Origin of the sequence: Pseudomonas sp. CBZ-4, from assembly GCF_000346755.1 — a bacterium.
Lineage (GTDB): Bacteria > Pseudomonadota > Gammaproteobacteria > Pseudomonadales > Pseudomonadaceae > Aquipseudomonas.
Genome location: NZ_ANNV01000115.1, coordinates 1 through 18,457, shown reverse-complemented (window position 1 = coordinate 18,457; position 18,457 = coordinate 1). Strand labels below are relative to the sequence as shown.

Below are 18,457 nucleotides of genomic sequence, written 5' to 3'. Positions count from 1 at the left end.
TACTTTTGCGCTCTTCAAAAGTGAGCCGCCGTAAGGGCGGAACCCTAAGCCGCCGTTACCGCAGCAACGGATATGTACTCCTATGAGCCTACTCCCTTACGCCTGGGCCAAATCCCAACGCATCCTCCTGCGCACCAACGCCGAAGGCATGCTGCTAACGGTGTGCCCCTCAACCCCCGGCTGGTCCATCAGCGAAGTCCACCGCCAATTCGGCCAGTCCCCCATCGAACACGTCCGCGACGACGAACTCGACGGCCTCCTCACCAGCGCCTACGCCGACACCGGCAGCGCCGCCGCCGTCGTCGGCGCGGCCGAAAACGAGGTCGACCTCGACCGCCTCATGCAAGACATGCCCGAAGTCACCGACCTGCTCGACACCCAGGACGGCGCCCCGGTGATCCGCATGATCAACGCCTTGCTCACCCAAGCCGCCCGCGACGAAGCCAGCGACATTCACATCGAACCCTACGAAACCCACTCCGTGGTGCGCTACCGCGTCGACGGCACCCTGCGCGACGTCGTGTCCCCGCGCAAAGCGCTACACGGCGCGCTGGTATCGCGGATCAAGATCATGGCCCAACTCGACATCGCCGAAAAACGCCTGCCCCAGGACGGTCGCATCGCCCTGCGCGTGGCCGGGCGGCCCATCGACATCCGGGTGTCCACGGTGCCCACCGGCCACGGCGAACGCGTGGTCATGCGCCTGCTGGATAAACAAGCCGGGCGCTTGCAACTGGAAACCCTGGGCATGGAGCCCCAACTGTTGGCGCGCCTCGACACCCTGATCCGCCAGCCCCACGGCATCGTGTTGGTCACCGGACCCACCGGCAGCGGCAAGACCACCAGCCTCTACGCCGCCCTGGCGCGGCTGGACGCGAGCACCAGCAATATCCTCACCGTCGAAGACCCGGTGGAATACGACCTGCCGGGCATCAGCCAGATCCAGGTCAACGCCAAGATCGACATGACCTTCGGCCTCGCCCTGCGCGCGATCCTGCGCCAGGACCCGGACATCATCATGATCGGCGAGATCCGCGACCTGGAGACCGCGCAAATCGCCGTGCAGGCCTCGCTCACCGGTCACCTGGTGCTGGCGACCCTGCACACCAACGATGCGGTGTCGGCGGTCAACCGCTTGATCGACATGGGCGTCGAGCCCTTCCTGCTCGCCTCGTCGTTGCTGGGCGTGTTGGCCCAGCGCCTGGTGCGTCGCCTGTGCCCGCACTGCAAGCAGGAAGACCCGGCCGCGCCCGGCACCTGGCGCCCGGTGGGTTGTGCGCACTGCAACCAGATCGGCTACAGCGGCCGTACGGGTATTCATGAATTGTTCAGCGTCGATGACGACGTGCGCAGCCTGATCCACCAGGGCGCCGGTGAGCAGGACCTGCGCCTGGCCGCCCGCCGCGCCGGCATGTTCAGCATGCGTGAAGACGGCGAGCGCTGGGTGCGCAGCGGCGCCACCGCCCCCGAAGAAATCCTGCGTGTGACACGGGACGCCTGATGAATCGCTATCGTTTTGAAGCCGCCGATGCCAGCGGCAAGGTCGAGTCCGGGCATGTGGAGGCCGACAGCCAGAGCGCGGCGTTTGCCAGCCTGCGCGGTCGCGGTTTGACCGCGTTGCTGGTGCAGCTCGAAGGCAACCAGCAAGCGGCGGGCGGCAGCAGTGTGTTCACCCCCAAACTATCGGACAATGATTTGGCCTGGGCCACGCGCCAACTGGCCAGCCTGCTGGGCGCGAGCCTGCCGTTGGAAGCGGCGCTGAGCGCGACGGTGGAGCAGGCCGAGAAAAAACACATCGCCCAGACCCTGGCCGCCGTGCGCGCCGATGTGCGCGGCGGCATGCGCCTGGCGGAGGCGTTGGCCGCACGGCCACGGGACTTTCCGTCGATCTACCGCGCGCTGATCGCGGCGGGGGAGGAGTCCGGCGACCTGGCCCAGGTGATGGAGCGCCTCGCCGACTACATCGAGGAGCGCAACAACCTGCGCGGCAAGATCCTCACCGCGTTTATCTACCCCGGCGTGGTGGGGCTCGTGTCCATCGGCATTGTGATTTTCCTGTTGAGCTACGTGGTGCCGCAGGTGGTCAGCGCGTTCTCCCAGGCGCGCCAGGATTTGCCCGGGCTGACCCTGGCGATGCTCAACGCCAGCGACTTCATCCGCGCCTGGGGCTGGCTGTGTTTTGCCGGGATCGTCGGCGGTTTCTGGAGTTGGCGCCTGTATCTGCGCAACCCCGTGGCGCGCCTGAATTGGCATAGCCGGGTGTTGCGCCTGCCGCTGATCGGGCGCTTTGTGCTGGGCCTCAACACCGCACGCTTCGCCTCGACCCTGGCGATCCTCGGCGGCGCCGGTGTGCCGCTGTTGCGCGCGCTGGAAGCGGCGCGGCAAACCCTGTCCAACGACCGCCTTGATCAGTGCGTCAGTGATGCCACCGCCAAAGTGCGCGAAGGCGTCAACCTCGCCCCGGCGCTGGCGGTGGAGAAGGTGTTCCCACCGGTGCTGATCCACCTGATCGCCAGCGGCGAAAAAACCGGTTCGCTGCCGCCGATGCTGGAGCGCGCGGCGCAGACGTTGTCCCGCGATATTGAGCGAAGGGCCATGGGCATGACCGCGTTGCTGGAGCCGCTGATGATCGTGGTGATGGGCGCTGTCGTGCTCGTCATCGTCATGGCCGTATTGCTGCCCATCATCGAAATCAACCAACTCGTCACCTGATCTTGCTGTGTGAACACAAATCAACTGTGGGAGCTGTGTGTGTTCAGTGAATTTGGGTACTCCCGTTCAACCTCGGGTTCCTCATTCCGTCACATCCCAAGCGCTATACGGCCTCCAGCCCCACCCACTGAAACCTCGCTGTCACCTACCCCCAAACCGCTCGGAACCATGACCAAAACACCCGAGAATCTTTTTAAAAATCAAGCGTTTCCTCCCGAGGTTTTTTCCCATAACCGTCATCGGAAACTGCGACTTTCTCTCCCATGGTTTTCACCCCTGGCCACCCCCGCAAGACGGCTTGGGACCGAAGCCATGGCGTCATGCAAGAGCCATCTACCCCAAACGTACAAACACGACGAAAGGAGCTTCTTCATGTTTAAGCGCAACGTTCTCGCGGTATCCATGACCCTCGCTGCCCTGTGCTCGGCACAGGCTGCATTCGCAGACGTAAACGGCGGCGGCGCCACTCTGCCACAGCCGCTGTACCAGACTGCCGGCGTACTGACTGCCGGCTTCGCCCCTTACATCGGCGTTGGCAGCGGCAACGGCAAGGCGGCTTTTCTGAACAACGACTACACCAAGCTTGTGGCCGGTGTGACCAACAAGAACGTGCACTGGGCGGGTAGCGATTCCAAGCTGTCGGCTGCCGAGCTGCTGGCTTACAAAACCAACAAACAGCCGACCTGGGGCAAATTGATCCAGGTGCCTTCGGTGGCCACTTCGGTTGCCATTCCGTTCAACAAGACCGGCATCAACGCGGTTGACCTGACTGTTCCGCAACTGTGCGGCGTGTTCTCCGGTCGCCTGACCACCTGGAACCAAATCACCGGCTCCGGCCGTACTGGCCCGATCGTCGTGGTTTACCGTGACGAGTCGAGCGGCACCACCGAGCTGTTCACCCGCTTCCTCAACGCCAAGTGCACCGAAGCCAAGAAGTTCGCCATCACCACGACCTTCAAAGACAGCTACGGCTTCGTCGCTGGCGTCAGCGCCGGTACCTTGCCAGCCGGCGCAGTGCCTGCTACCACCAGCCAAGGCGTGATGACTGCGCTGAACGCTGCCCAAGGCCGAATCACCTACATGAGCCCGGACTACGCGGCGACTACTTTGGCCGGTCTGGATGACGCCACCAAAGTTGCCAAGATTGGCGGTGTTTCGCCTGCTCCAGGCAACGTATCGGCCGCTATCGGTCAGATCCTCGCGCCAACCCAAGCCCGTCCGAATGGTTCGTTCATCGACGCCACTGACCAAGACAACTGGGTTCCAGTATTCGCCGCTACTGCAAGCGGTTCGTCCACTTTCGCTTACCCATCCACCGGCTACCCGATCCTGGGCTTCACTAACCTGATCTTCAGCCAGTGCTACGCCAACGCTGCCCAGACTACCCAAGTGCAAGACTTCTTCCTGCGTCACTACGATGCAGCCATCAACAACGACACCGCCATCAACGACAACCGCTTCGTACCGCTGCCAGCTAACTGGAAACAAGCGGTAACCGACACCTTCGCGACCGTTTCCAACGCCCAAGGCATCGGCAACACCAGCGTCTGCAACGGCATCGGTCGTCCGCTGTAACCCCTGCTTTCAACGACCCGCAACACCGATCAGCAACGGCCTGTGCCGTTGCTGATTTTTTTTGGCCCGCATCTCGATGTCACCTCACGGATGAAACTACGCAAAGGAGATTTGTAATGTTCAACACCAAAGTTTTCGCGGTATCCATGGCCCTTGCTGCATTGGGCACAGCCCCGGCCGCCATGGCCGACCTCAACGGAGGCGGTGCCACGCTTCCAGAAACGGTCTATCAGACTGCTGACGTATTGACTGCCGGTTTCGCTCCCTACCTTGGTGTCGGTAGTGGTCGGGGCAAGGTTGCCTTCTTGACGAATGACTACAGCAAACTAAGGCCAGGTATTACCAATAAGAACGTGCATTGGGCTGCTAGTGATTCGAAGCTGACGGCTGCCGAACTGCTGGCTTACAAAACGAACAAACAACCGACCTGGGGCAAGTTGATCCAGGTGCCTTCGTTCGCCACTTCAGTTGCTATTCCATTCAACAAGGCAGGTACTAATGCGGTTGACCTGAGTGTTCACCAGTTGTGTGGCGTGTTCTCTGGCCGACTGACAAATTGGAAGCAGATTAGCGGTTCTGGTCGTACTGGTGCGATCATCGTGGTTTATCAGTCGGAGTCCAGCGGCACTACCGAGTTGTTTACTCGCTTCCTTAATGCCAAGTGCAACGAAGCCAAGAAATTCGCCGTTACCACTACCTTCCAAGACAGCTATGGTTTCGTCGCTGGCGTCAGCGCCGCTACTCTGCCAGCCGGTGCTGTACCCGCTGACACCAGCAAAGCGGCTATGAATGCGCTGAGCGCTCGCGAAGGTCGTATTACCTACATGAGCCCGGCGTACGCGGCGTCTACATTGGCAGGCTTAGAGGACGCCACCAAAGTCGCCAAGGTTTCTGGTTATTCGCCCGCACCGGCCAACATTTCGGCTGCTATCGGTCAGATCCTCGCTCCAACCCAAACCCGTCCGGATGGTTCGCGCATCGACGATACTGACCAGTTCAACTGGGTTCCGGTGTTCGGTGCTTCCAATTACGGCTCGGCCACCTTCGCTTACCCATCCAACGGCTACCCGATCTTGGGCTTCACCAACCTGATCTTCAGCCAGTGCTACGCCAACGCTGCCCAGACTGCCCAAGTGCAAGACTTCTTCCTGCTTCACTACGATGCGGCTCTCAACAACGACGCTGTCATTAGCGACAACCGTTTCGTACCGCTGCCAGCTAACTGGAAACAAGCGGTAACCGACACCTTCGCGACCGTTTCCAACGCCCAAGGCATCGGCAACACCAGCGTCTGCAACGGCATCGGTCGTCCGCTGTAACCCCTGCTTTCAACGACCCGCAACACCGATCAGCAACGGCCTGTGCCGTTGCTGATTTTTTTGCGTTAGCAGCCGTATATGAACTTTGCATGACAGAAGTTCAGTCCCGCCCCTCGCCAACCGCCTAACCCTCATACGTGCGCCTGTCTTGCCCCGGGGCGCTAACAAAGAAGGAAGATTCCCGATGGTCCGCTGCAAACCCACGCTCAAGCTGAATGCCCAGGGCCCGCGTGCCCAGACCGTGTTGCGCCTCAAGCCGCTGGCCCAGGCCATTGCCTTGTTGATGGTGGCGGGCAATGCCCATGCCGCCCAGGCGTTCAGTGCTGCGTGGTTTGCCGAAAAAGGCGCGACGCGCGCCACCACCGCTGCGCGTTTGAGCGCGGGGCAGGTGCCGGGCATGCCGACGCTGAGCCAGCAGGCGCAGGTCAACCAGCGCCTGGCGCGGTCCATCAGCACGCTGAACACCAGCGTCGCGGCGATTGCGGCCCAGCAGGCGGCGCAGGCGGCGGGGCGGCAGGCGGCGTTGGGGCAGGTTTCGACTATTCCCGATGGCCTGGGCAAGGGCGGTTTGCAGGTGGACAACAGCCTGACCCAGGGCTGGATCAACGCCAAGGCGCCGACCCAGTCCCAGGCGGGCGGCAAGACCACGGTGAGCATCGAGCAGACCGCCGACAAGGCGATCCTCAACTGGGAGACCTTCAACGTCGGGCGCAACACCACCGTGGACTTCCAGCAGCAGTCCAACTGGGCCGCGCTGAACCGCGTCAACGATCCGAATGCGCGGCCGAGCGAGATCCAGGGCCAGATCAAGGGCGCGGGCACGGTGATGATCATGAACGCCAACGGCGTGGTCTTCGGCGGCACCAGCCAGGTCAATGTGCGCAACCTGGTGGCGGCGGCGGCGAACATCACCGATGAGCAGTTCACCCAACGCGGCCTCTACGTCGATACCACCGGCACCCAGCCGACCTTCACCGACGCGGCCGGCAAGGTTGAGGTGCAACGCGGTGCGCTGATCCAGACCCACAACGCCGCCACCTCCACCGATGCCGGCGGTTATGCCTTGCTGCTCGGCACCGAGGTGGAAAACGCCGGCACGATCATCACCGCCAAGGGCCAGACCACCCTGGCGGCCGGTGACAGCTTCTATATCCGCAAAGGCGTCGGCACGGCAGGCAACGAGCGTTCCACCACCCGTGGCAATGAAGTCGCCACCGCCCTCAACTTCGAGAGCGCGGCGGGCAAGGTCAGCAACAGCGGCCTGATCATGGCGTCCACCGGCGACATCACCCTGACCGGTCACCAGGTCCAGCAAAACGGCGTGGCGCTGGCCAGCACCTCGGTGGACACACGCGGCACGATTCACTTGCTCAACTCGGCCAGCGACAGCACCGGCAGCGTCACCCTCGGCGCCGGCAGCACCACCGCAATCCTCTTGGATGCCAGCGGCAGCACTGCGCTGAATACCCAGAAGAACAACGGCCTGACCCTGCTCGACGGCAAGCCCGCCAACCTGATCGACGGCCAGTTCGACCACCTCAGCGCGGTGGCCGACCGCACCGACCAGTCGCGCATCGAGATCGTCAGCGGCGGCACTGTGGACTTCCAGAAAGGCTCGATCACCCTGGCCACCGGCGGCCAGGTCGCAGTCAGCGCCGGCCAGCGCAGCCTGGTGCGCGATGGCGCGATCATCGACGTGTCGGGGGCGGTCGGCGTCAAGGTGGCGATGGAAGCCAACAACATCAAGATCAACGTGCAGGGCAACGAACAGCGCGATGCCGCGGTCAACCGCGACAACGGGCAACTGATCAACAACGACGTGTGGGTGGACTTGCGCGAGCTGGTGTTTGTCGCGGCGGGCACCAACGGTTATGCCACGGACCGCTGGTACACGGCGGGCGGCTTGCTGGAAGTCGGCGGCTACCTCGGCACCCAGGGTCACTCGGTGGGCGAGTGGATGGCCCAGGGCGGCACCGTGACCTTTACCGGCAAGGATGTGGTGACCCAGCAGGGCGCGCAGATCAACCTGTCGGGCGGCACCGTGGATGTGCAGGACGGCTACATCCGGCAGACCTGGCTCAAGGGCCCGGATCGCCGCCTGTATGAGCTGTCGCGGGCGCCGGGGGACATTCTCTATTCCGGGATCTACAAGGGTTATGAAGACACCAGCGTGCGCTGGGGCCAGACCGAGTATTACTACAACCCGCTGATTGCGCCGCAGGGGCGCAACGAAGCCGGTTATACCGTGGGCCGCGATGCCGGCAAGCTGGTGGTCGGCACCACCAGTGCGGTGCTCGAAGGGCAGGTGGTCAGTGATGTGTTCCAGGGCGAGCGGCAGATGCAGGCGCCGGCGATCAACCTCGACGGCTACCAGCAGTCGCAGAACGCGATGGCCCAGCGCGCGCAGTTGATCATTGGCCAGTACGTGCCGATCTATAACAAGACCACGGGCACCTTGCGTTATGCGTTGGGCGCGACCGCCGAGCAGGTGTTGATCGACAGCAACACGCAAAAAATCGCCGACGGCCTCGACCTCACCACGGAACTGCCGAGCGAGCGTCAGGGCCAGATTGTGCTCGACAGCGAGCAACTCAACGGCTTCCAGTTGGGCGCGGTCAAGGTTGCGGCCAACCAGCAGGTCAGCGTCAACGGTGCGCTCAACGTCGCCGATGGCGGCACCATCACCCTGTTCGCGCCGGGGGTGGCGGTCAACGCCAACCTCACGGCCCACGGCGGCAGCATTCATGCCGGGAACATTCTCAGCCAGGTCGACCCGCTCAAGGACGGCGCGGTGGCCGACACGATCCTGCCGGGCGACGGCAGCCTGACGGTGGCGGAAGGGGTCAAGCTGGACGTCAGTGGGCGCTGGAACAACCTGCTGCTGGACGCGGCCAACAACACCGGCGTGGCCTATGTGAACGGCGGCAAGGTCTCGCTGCGTGGCACCGGCAACATCAGCCTGGCGGCCGGTAGCGTGGTGGACGCGTCTTCCGGCGCCACGCTCGGTGTGGACGGCAAACTGGCGGGCGGCAAGGGCGGCAACGTGACCTTGAGCGCCCTCGGTGCCTTGGGCCTGGACGGCGAGCTGCGCGGCTACGGCGTCAACGGCGGCGGCACCCTGGCGTTGCAGACACGCAAGGTGCAGATCGGCGACAGCGCCGTGGCTGCGGATGCCGACACCCTGAAACTGGCGGGTGACTTCTTCAACAAGGGCTTTTCGGCCTACGACATCACGGGCAACGAAGGTTTGCTGGTCACCGACGGCACGCAGGTCGATGTCACTGCTCCGGTGCTGCGCGCCGGTGAGCAGGCGTTGTCTGCCGCCACCGGCAGCGATCCGGCCATCGCCCTGGAGCGCTGGACCCCCGCGCTCTACCAAGAAGACGCGATCAAGGGCGTACTGACCCAGCGCCGTGGCGCAACCCTGAGCCTGAATGCCGGCGAGAACAACTCCACCGCCGAGCAAATGGCAAGCACCGTGCTGACCGTGGGCCCAGGCGCGGTGATCAATGTTGACCCGGGCCAGGCCATCAACCTGCGCAGCGTCGGTCAACTGAACATGGACGGCACGCTGAATGCCTGGGGCGGCAGCATCACCCTGGGAGGGCTGCGCGCCGCCGCGTCCGATGCGGTGAACTCCCTCGGCCATGGTCGCTCGATCTGGGTCGGCGAACACGCGCTGATCGATGCCGCAGCGCGGGCGGCGACCGCGCTGGACAACCGTGGCCGCGCATATGGCGTGGTCCGCGACGGCGGCACCATCAATATCGGCGGCACCCTCGACCTGACGACGGGCATTGCCACCGCCAGTGATTTGTTTGTGGTGGTGCGCGAAGGTGCGCGCCTCGACGCTTCCGGCACCCAGGCGCCATTGAACATTGCCGGGCAGGGCCTGGTACAGCAGGCCAGCAATGGCGGCAGCATCAGCCTGGCGTCGAATAACGGCCTGTACCTGGACGGCAGTTTTGTCGCCCGGGCGGGCGGTGCTGGCGCGGCGGGCGGTAGCCTGGCGGTGGCGCTGGAAAGTCCGAACTACGAGCGGTTTACCGCCGTCGATCAGGTGCTCAAGGGCCGTGAACTGCTGCTCAGCCAGACCCATCAGCGTCACGACCTGGCCGGCACGCCAGAGGAGGCCGCCGCAGGGCTGGAATATGGCCATGGGCGCCTGGGGGTGGATCAAGTCAGCGCGGGTGGCTTTGATAACCTGGCGCTGATGAGCAACGGCATCATGGGCTTTGACGGCGACGTTGCACTGGCGCTGGGGCAGAGCCTGCGACTGTTCGGTTCGGCGTTTGCCCTCAGTGAAAATGCTGCGGGTGATTCGCGGGTCAACCTGTCGGCGCCGTATCTATTGCTCAACGGCATCAACACGCCCGGCAAGGATCAGTACATTCGCCCGATTATCGAGCTGCCCAAGCCGTCGTTTCTGGAGACAGCCGCGCAGTTCAATGCCAGTGGCAACCTGATCGATGTGCGCGGCAGTGTGTTGTTTGGCCTCAAGGGCAGCCTGAATCAGGCGGATTGGAGTTTGTTGGACATCGAGCGTCGCGGTTTTGATCAGGTGAACCTGACCAGCCAGGGCGACCTGCGCTTCCTCGCCGGGCCGAATGAGAACGCCATTGCGCCGGGTATCAGCACGCAATTGCTGACCCATGGCGACATGACCCTGCGCGCGGCCCAGTTGTATCCGGGCACCCAGGCCAGTGCGCGGGTGATCGCCGGATATCTGGGGGAAGTGACTGCCAACTCGATCCAATTCGACCCGCTGCGTACGCTGACCATCGGCCGTACCGGCAGCGCCGACGCCGCCATGCCGTATTCGGCCTTCGGCCGCCTGCAACTGGGCGCGGCGACGGTTCGCCAGGGCGGTGTGGTGCGTGCGCCATTGGGCCTGATCGACATCGGCAGTATGGGCAGTAGTCTGGTGCAATTGTTGCCGGGCAGTCTCACCTCGGTGAGTGGCAAGGGCCTGGTGCTGCCGTATGGCGGCACGCTGGACGGCCAGGAGTACCGCTATAACGGGCAAAAGGTCACGTTTATCGGCCAGGGTGGCGTGGCCACGGCGATGAGCGATCTGAGCGTCGGGGTGATCCTCGGCGGTACCACGGTGGCCGTGCAGCCGCAGGCCACGCTGGATCTGTCCGGCGGTGGCGAATTGCTCGGGGCTGGTTTTATTTCCGGCCGTGGCGGCTCCACTGACGCGCGCTTCAACCCGCTGGTGCAGTTCGGCGCCAACGGCGGGTTTGTGCTGCCGGGCCTGGCCACCAACCCGGTCTATGCAATTGTGCCGGGGATCCAGCCGGGTGCCGCGCCCGTGGCGCCGGAGGGCGGCGCTTCAGCGCCAATGGTCGGCCAGCAGGTCACGATCGGCGCCGGCGTGCCGGGGTTGCCGGCGGGCACCTACACCCTGATGCCCTCCACCTACGCGCTGCTGCCGGGGGCCTTTCGCGTGGAGGTCAATGGCCTCGCCGGGCTTGGCAGCGACGCGGCGACCACCTTGATGCGCAATGGCTCGTGGGCCACTTCCGGGCACCTGTCGATTGCCAATACCGGGATCAGCAACAGCATCGCCAGCCAGTTGATCCTGACTTCCGCCGATACCCTGCGCCGTTACTCCCAATACAACGAAACAGGCTATGCCCAGTTCGCCAAAGCCGATGCCGCGCGGCTAGGCGTGCCGCGACCGATGCTGGAAGCCGACGCCAAGACCTTGAAGCTGGCGCTGCGCCCCGGTGCGGGTGCCGATGGCTTTTCGTTCGAGGGCGTAGGGCGGTTTGAGGCTGCTTCAGGTGGGTACGGCGGTACGGTGGCCGTGACGGACCCAAGCACACTGGGCATTGAAGTGGTAGGCGCTGGCAAATCAGCCACCGCTGACTTCGCCGGCATCACCCTCAAGGCCGACTCCCTCAATGCCTTGGGCGCCTCACGGCTGATGGTCGGCGGCATGACCGTTGTGGAATACGGCCAGTCCGGCAACTTTATCAGCCTGGCGTCCGGCCTCAATGCGGCCTACAGCACGGTCACGTTGCGTGAGGGTGCAACCCTCGCTGCACCCGAAGTGTTCCTGGTCAGCGACGTTGGCGCCATCGTGGTCGAGCAGGGCGCCTCGATCAACACCCTGGGGCGTGGCAAGGCCAGTTACGACGCGCGTGACGGGTTTATCTACAAAGTGGACAACATGTTGGCGGTGTCCAACGGGCTGCTCAATGTGGTCAGTGGCACTGCGCAAAACGGGATCAGCCAGGGGATCAACGTGGGTGCCTGCGACAGCGGCGCCTGCAGTGGCGGGACCGGTCTGTATTCCGATGGCAGCATCGTCGCCTTGACCAACGGCACCTTCCAGTTGGGCGATGAAGTGCGCTACGGCACCCGTCACCTCAACCTCGGTGTCAGCGCGATCAACCTGGGCAGCGCCGAAGCCTTGGCCGCTGCGGGCAACCGCGTACCTGCCGGGCTGACCCTGACCCAAGCGCTGCTCGACCGCCTGTTGCGCGGTGACACGCAATTCGGCGCACCCGCCCTGGAAACCCTGCAACTGTCCGCCCGCGACAGCTTCAACTTCTACGGCACCACCAGCCTCGACACCTACGACCCGCTCACCGGCAAGTCGCTGCTGAGCAACCTGATGCTGTCCACCCCGGCGATGTATGGCGCCGGTGGCGCCAATGATGTGGCGACGATCCACACCGCCAACCTGATCTGGCTGGGCGCCACCAACGCCCCTGGCACCGTGGTGACAGGCGGCGCGGGCACCGGCAGCGGGCGCCTCGACATCAACGCCGAGCGCATCGAGTTCGGCTATGGCGACTTTGGCCAGCCGAGCAATGTAAAAAGCTTCGACCGCCTGGCCCTCGGGTTTGCCAACGTCAATCTCAACGCCAGCGAGCGCGTCACCGCCAACCACAAGGGCAGCCTGAAGGTGTACCAGAGCCAGGGCGCCTATGACCCGGTCACCGGCTTCCAGTACAGCGGTGGCAACCTGACCATTCGCACACCGCTGATGACCGGTGCTGCCGGCTCGGTGAACCGCATTACCGCCGGTGGCGCGATTGATATCGGCGCCTCCGCCGGTCCCCGTGGCACCGCCAGCGGCCAGGGTGCCGAGCTGGCCTTGCAAGGCGACAGCATTCGCGTGGCCGGGGCGGTGGTGCTGCCCAGCGGCAAGGTCAGCCTCAGTGCCCGTGGCGATGTGGTGTTGACCGATGACGCACTGATCGACGTGGCCGGGCGCCCCATCGCCTTCAACGATGTGACCCAATACGGCTGGGGCGGCGACGTGTTGCTCGACAGCCGCAACGGCAATATCCGCCAGGCCGCCGGTTCGACCATCGACCTGTCGGCCCAGCACAACCAGGCCGGTAAATTGCGCGCGGTGGCAACCGACGCGGCGGCCGGGATCGTCGATCTGCAAGGCAAGATCCTGGGTAGCAGCAGCGGTTATTACGCCGCCGGTGGCACGTCGATGCCCTACGAGGCCGCGACCGTGGAACTCCAGGCCCAGCACCTGGGCGGCAGCGGTTCCCTCGACCAGCAATTTGCCGACCTCAACGGGCGCCTCAACCAGGGCGCGGTCTATGGTGGCCGCAGCTTCCAGCTCAAGCAGGGCGACTTGACCATCGGCAACGGCCTCAAGGCCGGCAACATCAGCGTGTCCCTCGACAACGGCCGCCTGCGGGTCAACGGCCTGGTGGACGCCAGCGGTGAGCGCGTCGGCAGCATTACCCTGGCCGGCAAGCACGGCCTGACCCTTGACGGCACGGCGGTACTCGACGCCCACGGCAGCAAACTACGGGTGGACAGCTACGGCAAGATCATCGACTCGCCCAACCGCGCCATGGTGGTGCTGGGCTCCGGCGACGGCCAACTGACCCTCGCCAGCGGCGCCCGCATCGACCTGCGCCACGGCACCGACGGCGCGGCCGGTAACGACGGACGCAATCGCGGCACCCTGGAACTCAACGCGCCACGCCTCGGCAGCAACGACATCGCCATCGACGCCAGCGGCCGCGTGACGATCCAGGGCGCGCGTTCCATCAGCCTCAATGGCATGGCCACCTACGACGATGCCCCGGAAAAAACCGACGCCACCGCCAGCGGCAAGCCCTATCAGGAGATCACCCAGGGCTACCTGGATGGCAAGCACGCGCTGAGCAATGACTTCATCAACGCCGCGTTGCAGAACACCCACTTGCTGCAAAACAAACTCGCCGGGCTGAACAACGCCACCTACGCCGATGCTTTCCATGTGCGCCCCGGCGTGGAAATCGTCAGCAAGACGGCGGACGGTGACCTGGTGGTGCAGGGCGACCTGGACCTGTCCCGTTACCGCTACGCCAGCCTCAACCCCCATAGCCAGCAGGACAACGCGGTCTACGGTTCCGGTGAATCCGGCAGTCTGACCCTGCGTGCCGGTGGCGACCTGAATATCTACGGCAGCATCAACGACGGCTTCGCGCCGCCACCGCCGTCGGCGGACGACAAGGGCTGGGTGTTGCTGCCAGGCATCGACTACCGGGGCGGTACGGTGGTGGTGCCGGGCAACGGCGTGACCCTGGCCGATGGCACGGCGTTCCCGGCGGGCACCACGTTGAACTATGACCTGCCGATCAAGGGCCTGACGGTCGCGGCCAATACCCGGCTGCCGGTAACGGCGACATTGGGCCAGGAGCTGGTATTGGCGGCCGGCAGCGTTGTCGCGGCCGACGTGCGCGATGCGGGCGGCAATCTGTTGTTCGCCGCTGGCACCTTGCTCAGCGAGGCGCAGACATTGGCCGAAGGCACGCAACTGGGCGCCGGTACGCTGTTGACCGAGGGTACCGTGTTGCAGGGCATGCTCTGGCCGAAAGGCGTGCCGTTGCCAGGCGTGCATCAGGCCAATCCGAGCAACAACCTTGTGTTGCTCGATGGCACCAAGGACTTGCCCAAAGGCGCGCTGATTCCTGCCGGTACCAATGTGAAATTGCCCGATGGCGTGAGGTCGGTGCAACTGCGCGCTGGCGGGTCCGGGCAGCTGTGGGCAATCGCGCCGATGCTGGCCGAGGGCACGCAATCCTGGTCGTTGCGCCTGGTGGCAGGCGCCGATACCGAGGCTGCCGACAGTCGCATCCTGCAAGCGCATCCGCGCAGCGGCGACCTGCATCTGGCGGATACGCATTACGGCATGTTCGCCAAGCAATTGCCGCCGCGTGGTGTGGAAGTCTGGACGGCGGCTGCGGTCGCGTATCTGGGGGGCAAAGGGGTGACCGTCAAGGCGGGTGATCCTGTCGATCAGCAGGTACTCGATGGCCTCAACCAGGGTTCCATCAATGATTTTTGTGGTGCGTCCCCGCAGTTCTGCAAGACCACGGGGGCTTATGTCTTCACCCAGTACTCCGTCGATCGCTTCGCGAGGGCGGGGGTCGTGGTAACGCTGGGTGCCGAGATGACCGACGAACTGGTGTATCGCTTCAACCGGTTTACCGTCGACCAGCTGTGCGCCGCCAGCATGATGTTTTGCCAGCTCAAAAACCCGCTGGAGTATGCGGCCGCACCGGCGAGCACACGTTTCAGCGTGATCCGCACCGGCACCGGCGACCTGGACTTGTTGAGTGCAGGCAACCTGAGCATGGACTCGTTGTATGGGGTGTACACCGCCGGTACGTCCTCGTCGGGCACGTTCGAGGGCGACCCGTATAACCAGGCCAAGGCGAAGCAGGGGGTGGCGAAAACTGTGCTGAGCGCGGGCAGCCTGTTCGAGCAATTCGTCAACGGCTCGCCCACCAGCCTGTACCGGGCGTGGTATCCAGAGGCAGGGGGTAATCTGACGATCACTGCCGGGGGCGATTTGACCGGTGATATCACCAGCACCACTCTGAACACTGTCGGGCGCCCCGATCCCAAGGATATCGGGACCGACTCGGCCAACGTCGGCAACTGGCTGTGGCGCCAGGGCAGCAATGCGGTGGCGACCGGAGGGCAGGCGCAACCGAGCGCCTGGTGGATCAACTTCGGTAGTTACGCTGCGACGCCTTCGGGGGCCGATACCATGCTTGGCTTCACCGGATTTGGCACCCTCGGCGGCGGCGATCTGACGGTCAACGTCGATGGCAACGCCGGGGTTTTGAATACGCTAGGTTATGGCCTCAGCAACACGGCGTTGAACCCCCATAGCCAAGGCCTGGTGCTGGCAGTCGGCAGTACGGGCAGGGTCGCCAGCGATGGCGGCTTGCAGTTGACCGGCGGCGGCGACCTGCGGGTGCGCATCGGTGGCAGCTTGAACCCCGCCAGTCTTGCAAGCTCCGATGACCACCGTGATGGCGTGCTGGTCAACCTTCGCGGCGATGTGCAGTTGCGCAGCGCCAGCGTGGGCAGCGTCGATCTGTTGTACGGCAATACATCTACCGAACAGAGCCCCGGCGAGACCCGTGCATTCGACCCGCTGGTCTCGACCCGTGGCGTGGCGCGTGGTGGGCTGACCCTGGTGCCGGGCGACGCGACGTTCAATGTGCAGGCCCTGGCGGATCTGGTGGTACAGAACGTTGAAGACCCGGGCCGGGTGTCGATCAGCCATGCCTCGCCGTTTGCACAAGGCACCACCCTGGGTACCGGCGCCAGTTGGTTCACGTTGTGGACCAAGGACACGGCTATCGATCTGTTCTCCTTGGGTGGGAACCTGACGCCGTTTACTCGATCCGATACGCCGGCCGACCTGGCGGTGGTCTATCCGTCAATTGTGCGGGCAACGGCGGCTGGCGGGAGTCTGTATTACGGTAAAGCGGCCGAACTGCAAGCCAACAACGACGGAAACTACAGCTACCCCTTGCTGCTGGCACCGGGGCAGAACGGCCAGTTGCAATTCCTTGCTCAGGGCTCGATCTACGGCGGTGGTATGGCGGTCAGCCAGTCCGGGGCGGCGCAAAGTTCGCTGGCAACCCCTTGGAATCCTGCCTATCAAGCTCGTATTGGCACTGCGGTGGTGGCCAGTAACCTGCCAGCCAGTGGCAGCTTGGGCTCCTTGTCGTTGTTTGCGTTTGGGCCAGCTACGGCAGCTGCGTCCGCCGTTGGCAGTGCTGAACCGGCGCGTTTTTATGCGATGGACGGCGATCTGGTCGGAGTAAGCAGTGGTCGGATTATCACGTTTAGCGCAACCCCAGGGTCACTGCATGAAGGTGAGACTTGGTATGAAGGTAACGGTGCGATAAGGATGATGGCCGGGCGGGATATCGTCAGCAGTGGTCGTAGCTTTGGCCTGGACAGGACTGACGCGGGTTCGAGCAATAACCTTTTCTTGCACAAAAACCCCAACGACATCTCCATCGTCTCCGCCGGCCGCGACATCCTCTTCAGCAACTTCCAAGTCGCCGGCCCCGGCCTGCTGGAAGTTTCCGCCGGGCGCAACATCCTGCTGACCGGCGCCGGCGGCGAGCACAGCGTGACCAGCCTTGGCGCGATCCTGCCGGGCGATACCCGCCCCGGTGCGAGCATCGTCATGCAGGCCGGTGTCGGCGCCAACGGGCCGGATTACCAGCGCTTCGTCGCGACCTACCTGAACCCGCTCAACCAGGCGCAACCCGGTGAGTCGTTGCAGGGCGTCAAGGTCGCCAAGACCTACGAAAACGAACTGGTCACCTGGCTGGCCGAGCGCTTCGGTTTTGTCGGCGACAGCGAGCAGGCGCGTGCCTACTACGCAGCGTTGCCTGCCGAGCAGCAACGGGTGTTTGCCCGCGACGTGTACTTCGCCGAACTCAAGGCCGCCGGCCGCGAGTACAACGAGGACGGCGGCGTGCGCCAGGGCAGCTACCTGCGTGGCCGCACCGCGATTGCCGCGCTGTTCCCGGACAAGGATGTGGCCGGCAACCCGATCACCTATCAGGGCGATATCACCTTGTTCAACGGCTCGGGCGTACACACCAATGCCGGCGGCTCGATCCAGATGTTCACCCCGGGCGGCGGCCAGACCTTCGGCATCGAAGGCGCGGCACCACCGTCCACCGCCGGGGTGATTACCCAGGGCGCCGGGGACATTCAGCTGTACTCCATGGGCAGCATCCTGCTCGGGCAAAGCCGGATCATGACCACCTTTGGCGGCTCGATCATGGGCTGGACCGCCGAGGGCGACATCAACGCCGGGCGCGGCTCCAAGACCACCGTGGTGTACACGCCGCCCAAGCGGGTCTATGACAACTGGGGCAACGTGAGCCTGTCGCCGTCGGTGCCGAGTACCGGCGCGGGGATCGCCACGCTCAACCCGATCCCGGAAGTGCCGGCGGGGGACATCGACCTGATCGCGCCGCTGGGCACCATCGATGCGGGCGAGGCGGGCATTCGCGTGTCGGGCAACATCAACATTGCGGCCCTGCGGGTGGTGAACGCGGCGAATATCCAGACCCAGGGCAAGTCGTCCGGGGTGCCGGTCTCGGCCACGGTCAACACCGGCGCCATGAGCTCGGCCAGCGCGGCGGGGGCCGCGGCGTCCCAGGCCGCAGAAGACGCGGCGCGCAATCAGCAGGCGGCGGCGAAGCAGGGGCGGCCGTCGATTGTCACCGTGGAAGTGCTGGGCTTTGGCACGGAGCCGGTGCCGCGTGAGCTGGAGCAGAAGAGCTCCAGCTACAACCCCAACAGCCCGGTGCAGGTGCTGGGCGCCGGGCCGCTGAGCGAACAGGCGCGGGCGCGGTTGACGGATGAGGAGCGCAAGCAGATCAGTTTGTAGTGATCGTTCCCACGCTCCGCGTGGGAATGCCGCACGGGACGCTCCGCGTCCCACTAAAGAACCTCTCGATGTAGCTTTGGGGCGATCACTGATCGCCCTTTTTTTTGATGCTTGAAAATATACGCCGATCCAAATGTGGGAGCGGGCTTGCCCGCGATAGCGG

The 18,457-nt window shown here is 64.4% G+C and carries 5 protein-coding genes; all 5 read left to right on the top strand.

The genetic code is table 11. The features are described from left to right. The first annotated feature begins 82 nt into the window (after window positions 1–82). The 5 genes from gspE (at window position 83) to B348_RS0115690 (ending at window position 18,294) form a co-directional block, all read left to right on the top strand. Window positions 83–1,501: a type II secretion system ATPase GspE gene (gspE, locus tag B348_RS0115710; RefSeq protein WP_017737025.1), complete on the top strand. Its 1,419-nt coding sequence runs from the start codon at window positions 83–85 to the stop codon at window positions 1,499–1,501. Further along, window positions 1,501–2,712, top strand: coding sequence for a type II secretion system inner membrane protein GspF (gene gspF, locus B348_RS0115705; protein ID WP_017737024.1), 1,212 nt, complete (start codon window positions 1,501–1,503; stop codon window positions 2,710–2,712). Before gspE ends, gspF begins: the two co-directional genes overlap by 1 nt. Window positions 2,713–3,084: 372 nt before the next feature. Beyond that, complete coding sequence (locus B348_RS0115700; protein ID WP_017737023.1) at window positions 3,085–4,287, top strand: substrate-binding domain-containing protein; 1,203 nt, start codon at window positions 3,085–3,087, stop codon at window positions 4,285–4,287. A 116-nt stretch (window positions 4,288–4,403) separates the two neighbouring features. Then, complete coding sequence (locus tag B348_RS0115695) at window positions 4,404–5,606, top strand: PstS family phosphate ABC transporter substrate-binding protein (RefSeq protein WP_017737022.1); 1,203 nt, start codon at window positions 4,404–4,406, stop codon at window positions 5,604–5,606. A 184-nt stretch (window positions 5,607–5,790) separates the two neighbouring features. Continuing rightward, complete coding sequence (locus B348_RS0115690; protein ID WP_017737021.1) at window positions 5,791–18,294, top strand: filamentous haemagglutinin family protein; 12,504 nt, start codon at window positions 5,791–5,793, stop codon at window positions 18,292–18,294. Window positions 18,295–18,457: the final 163 nt, after the last annotated feature.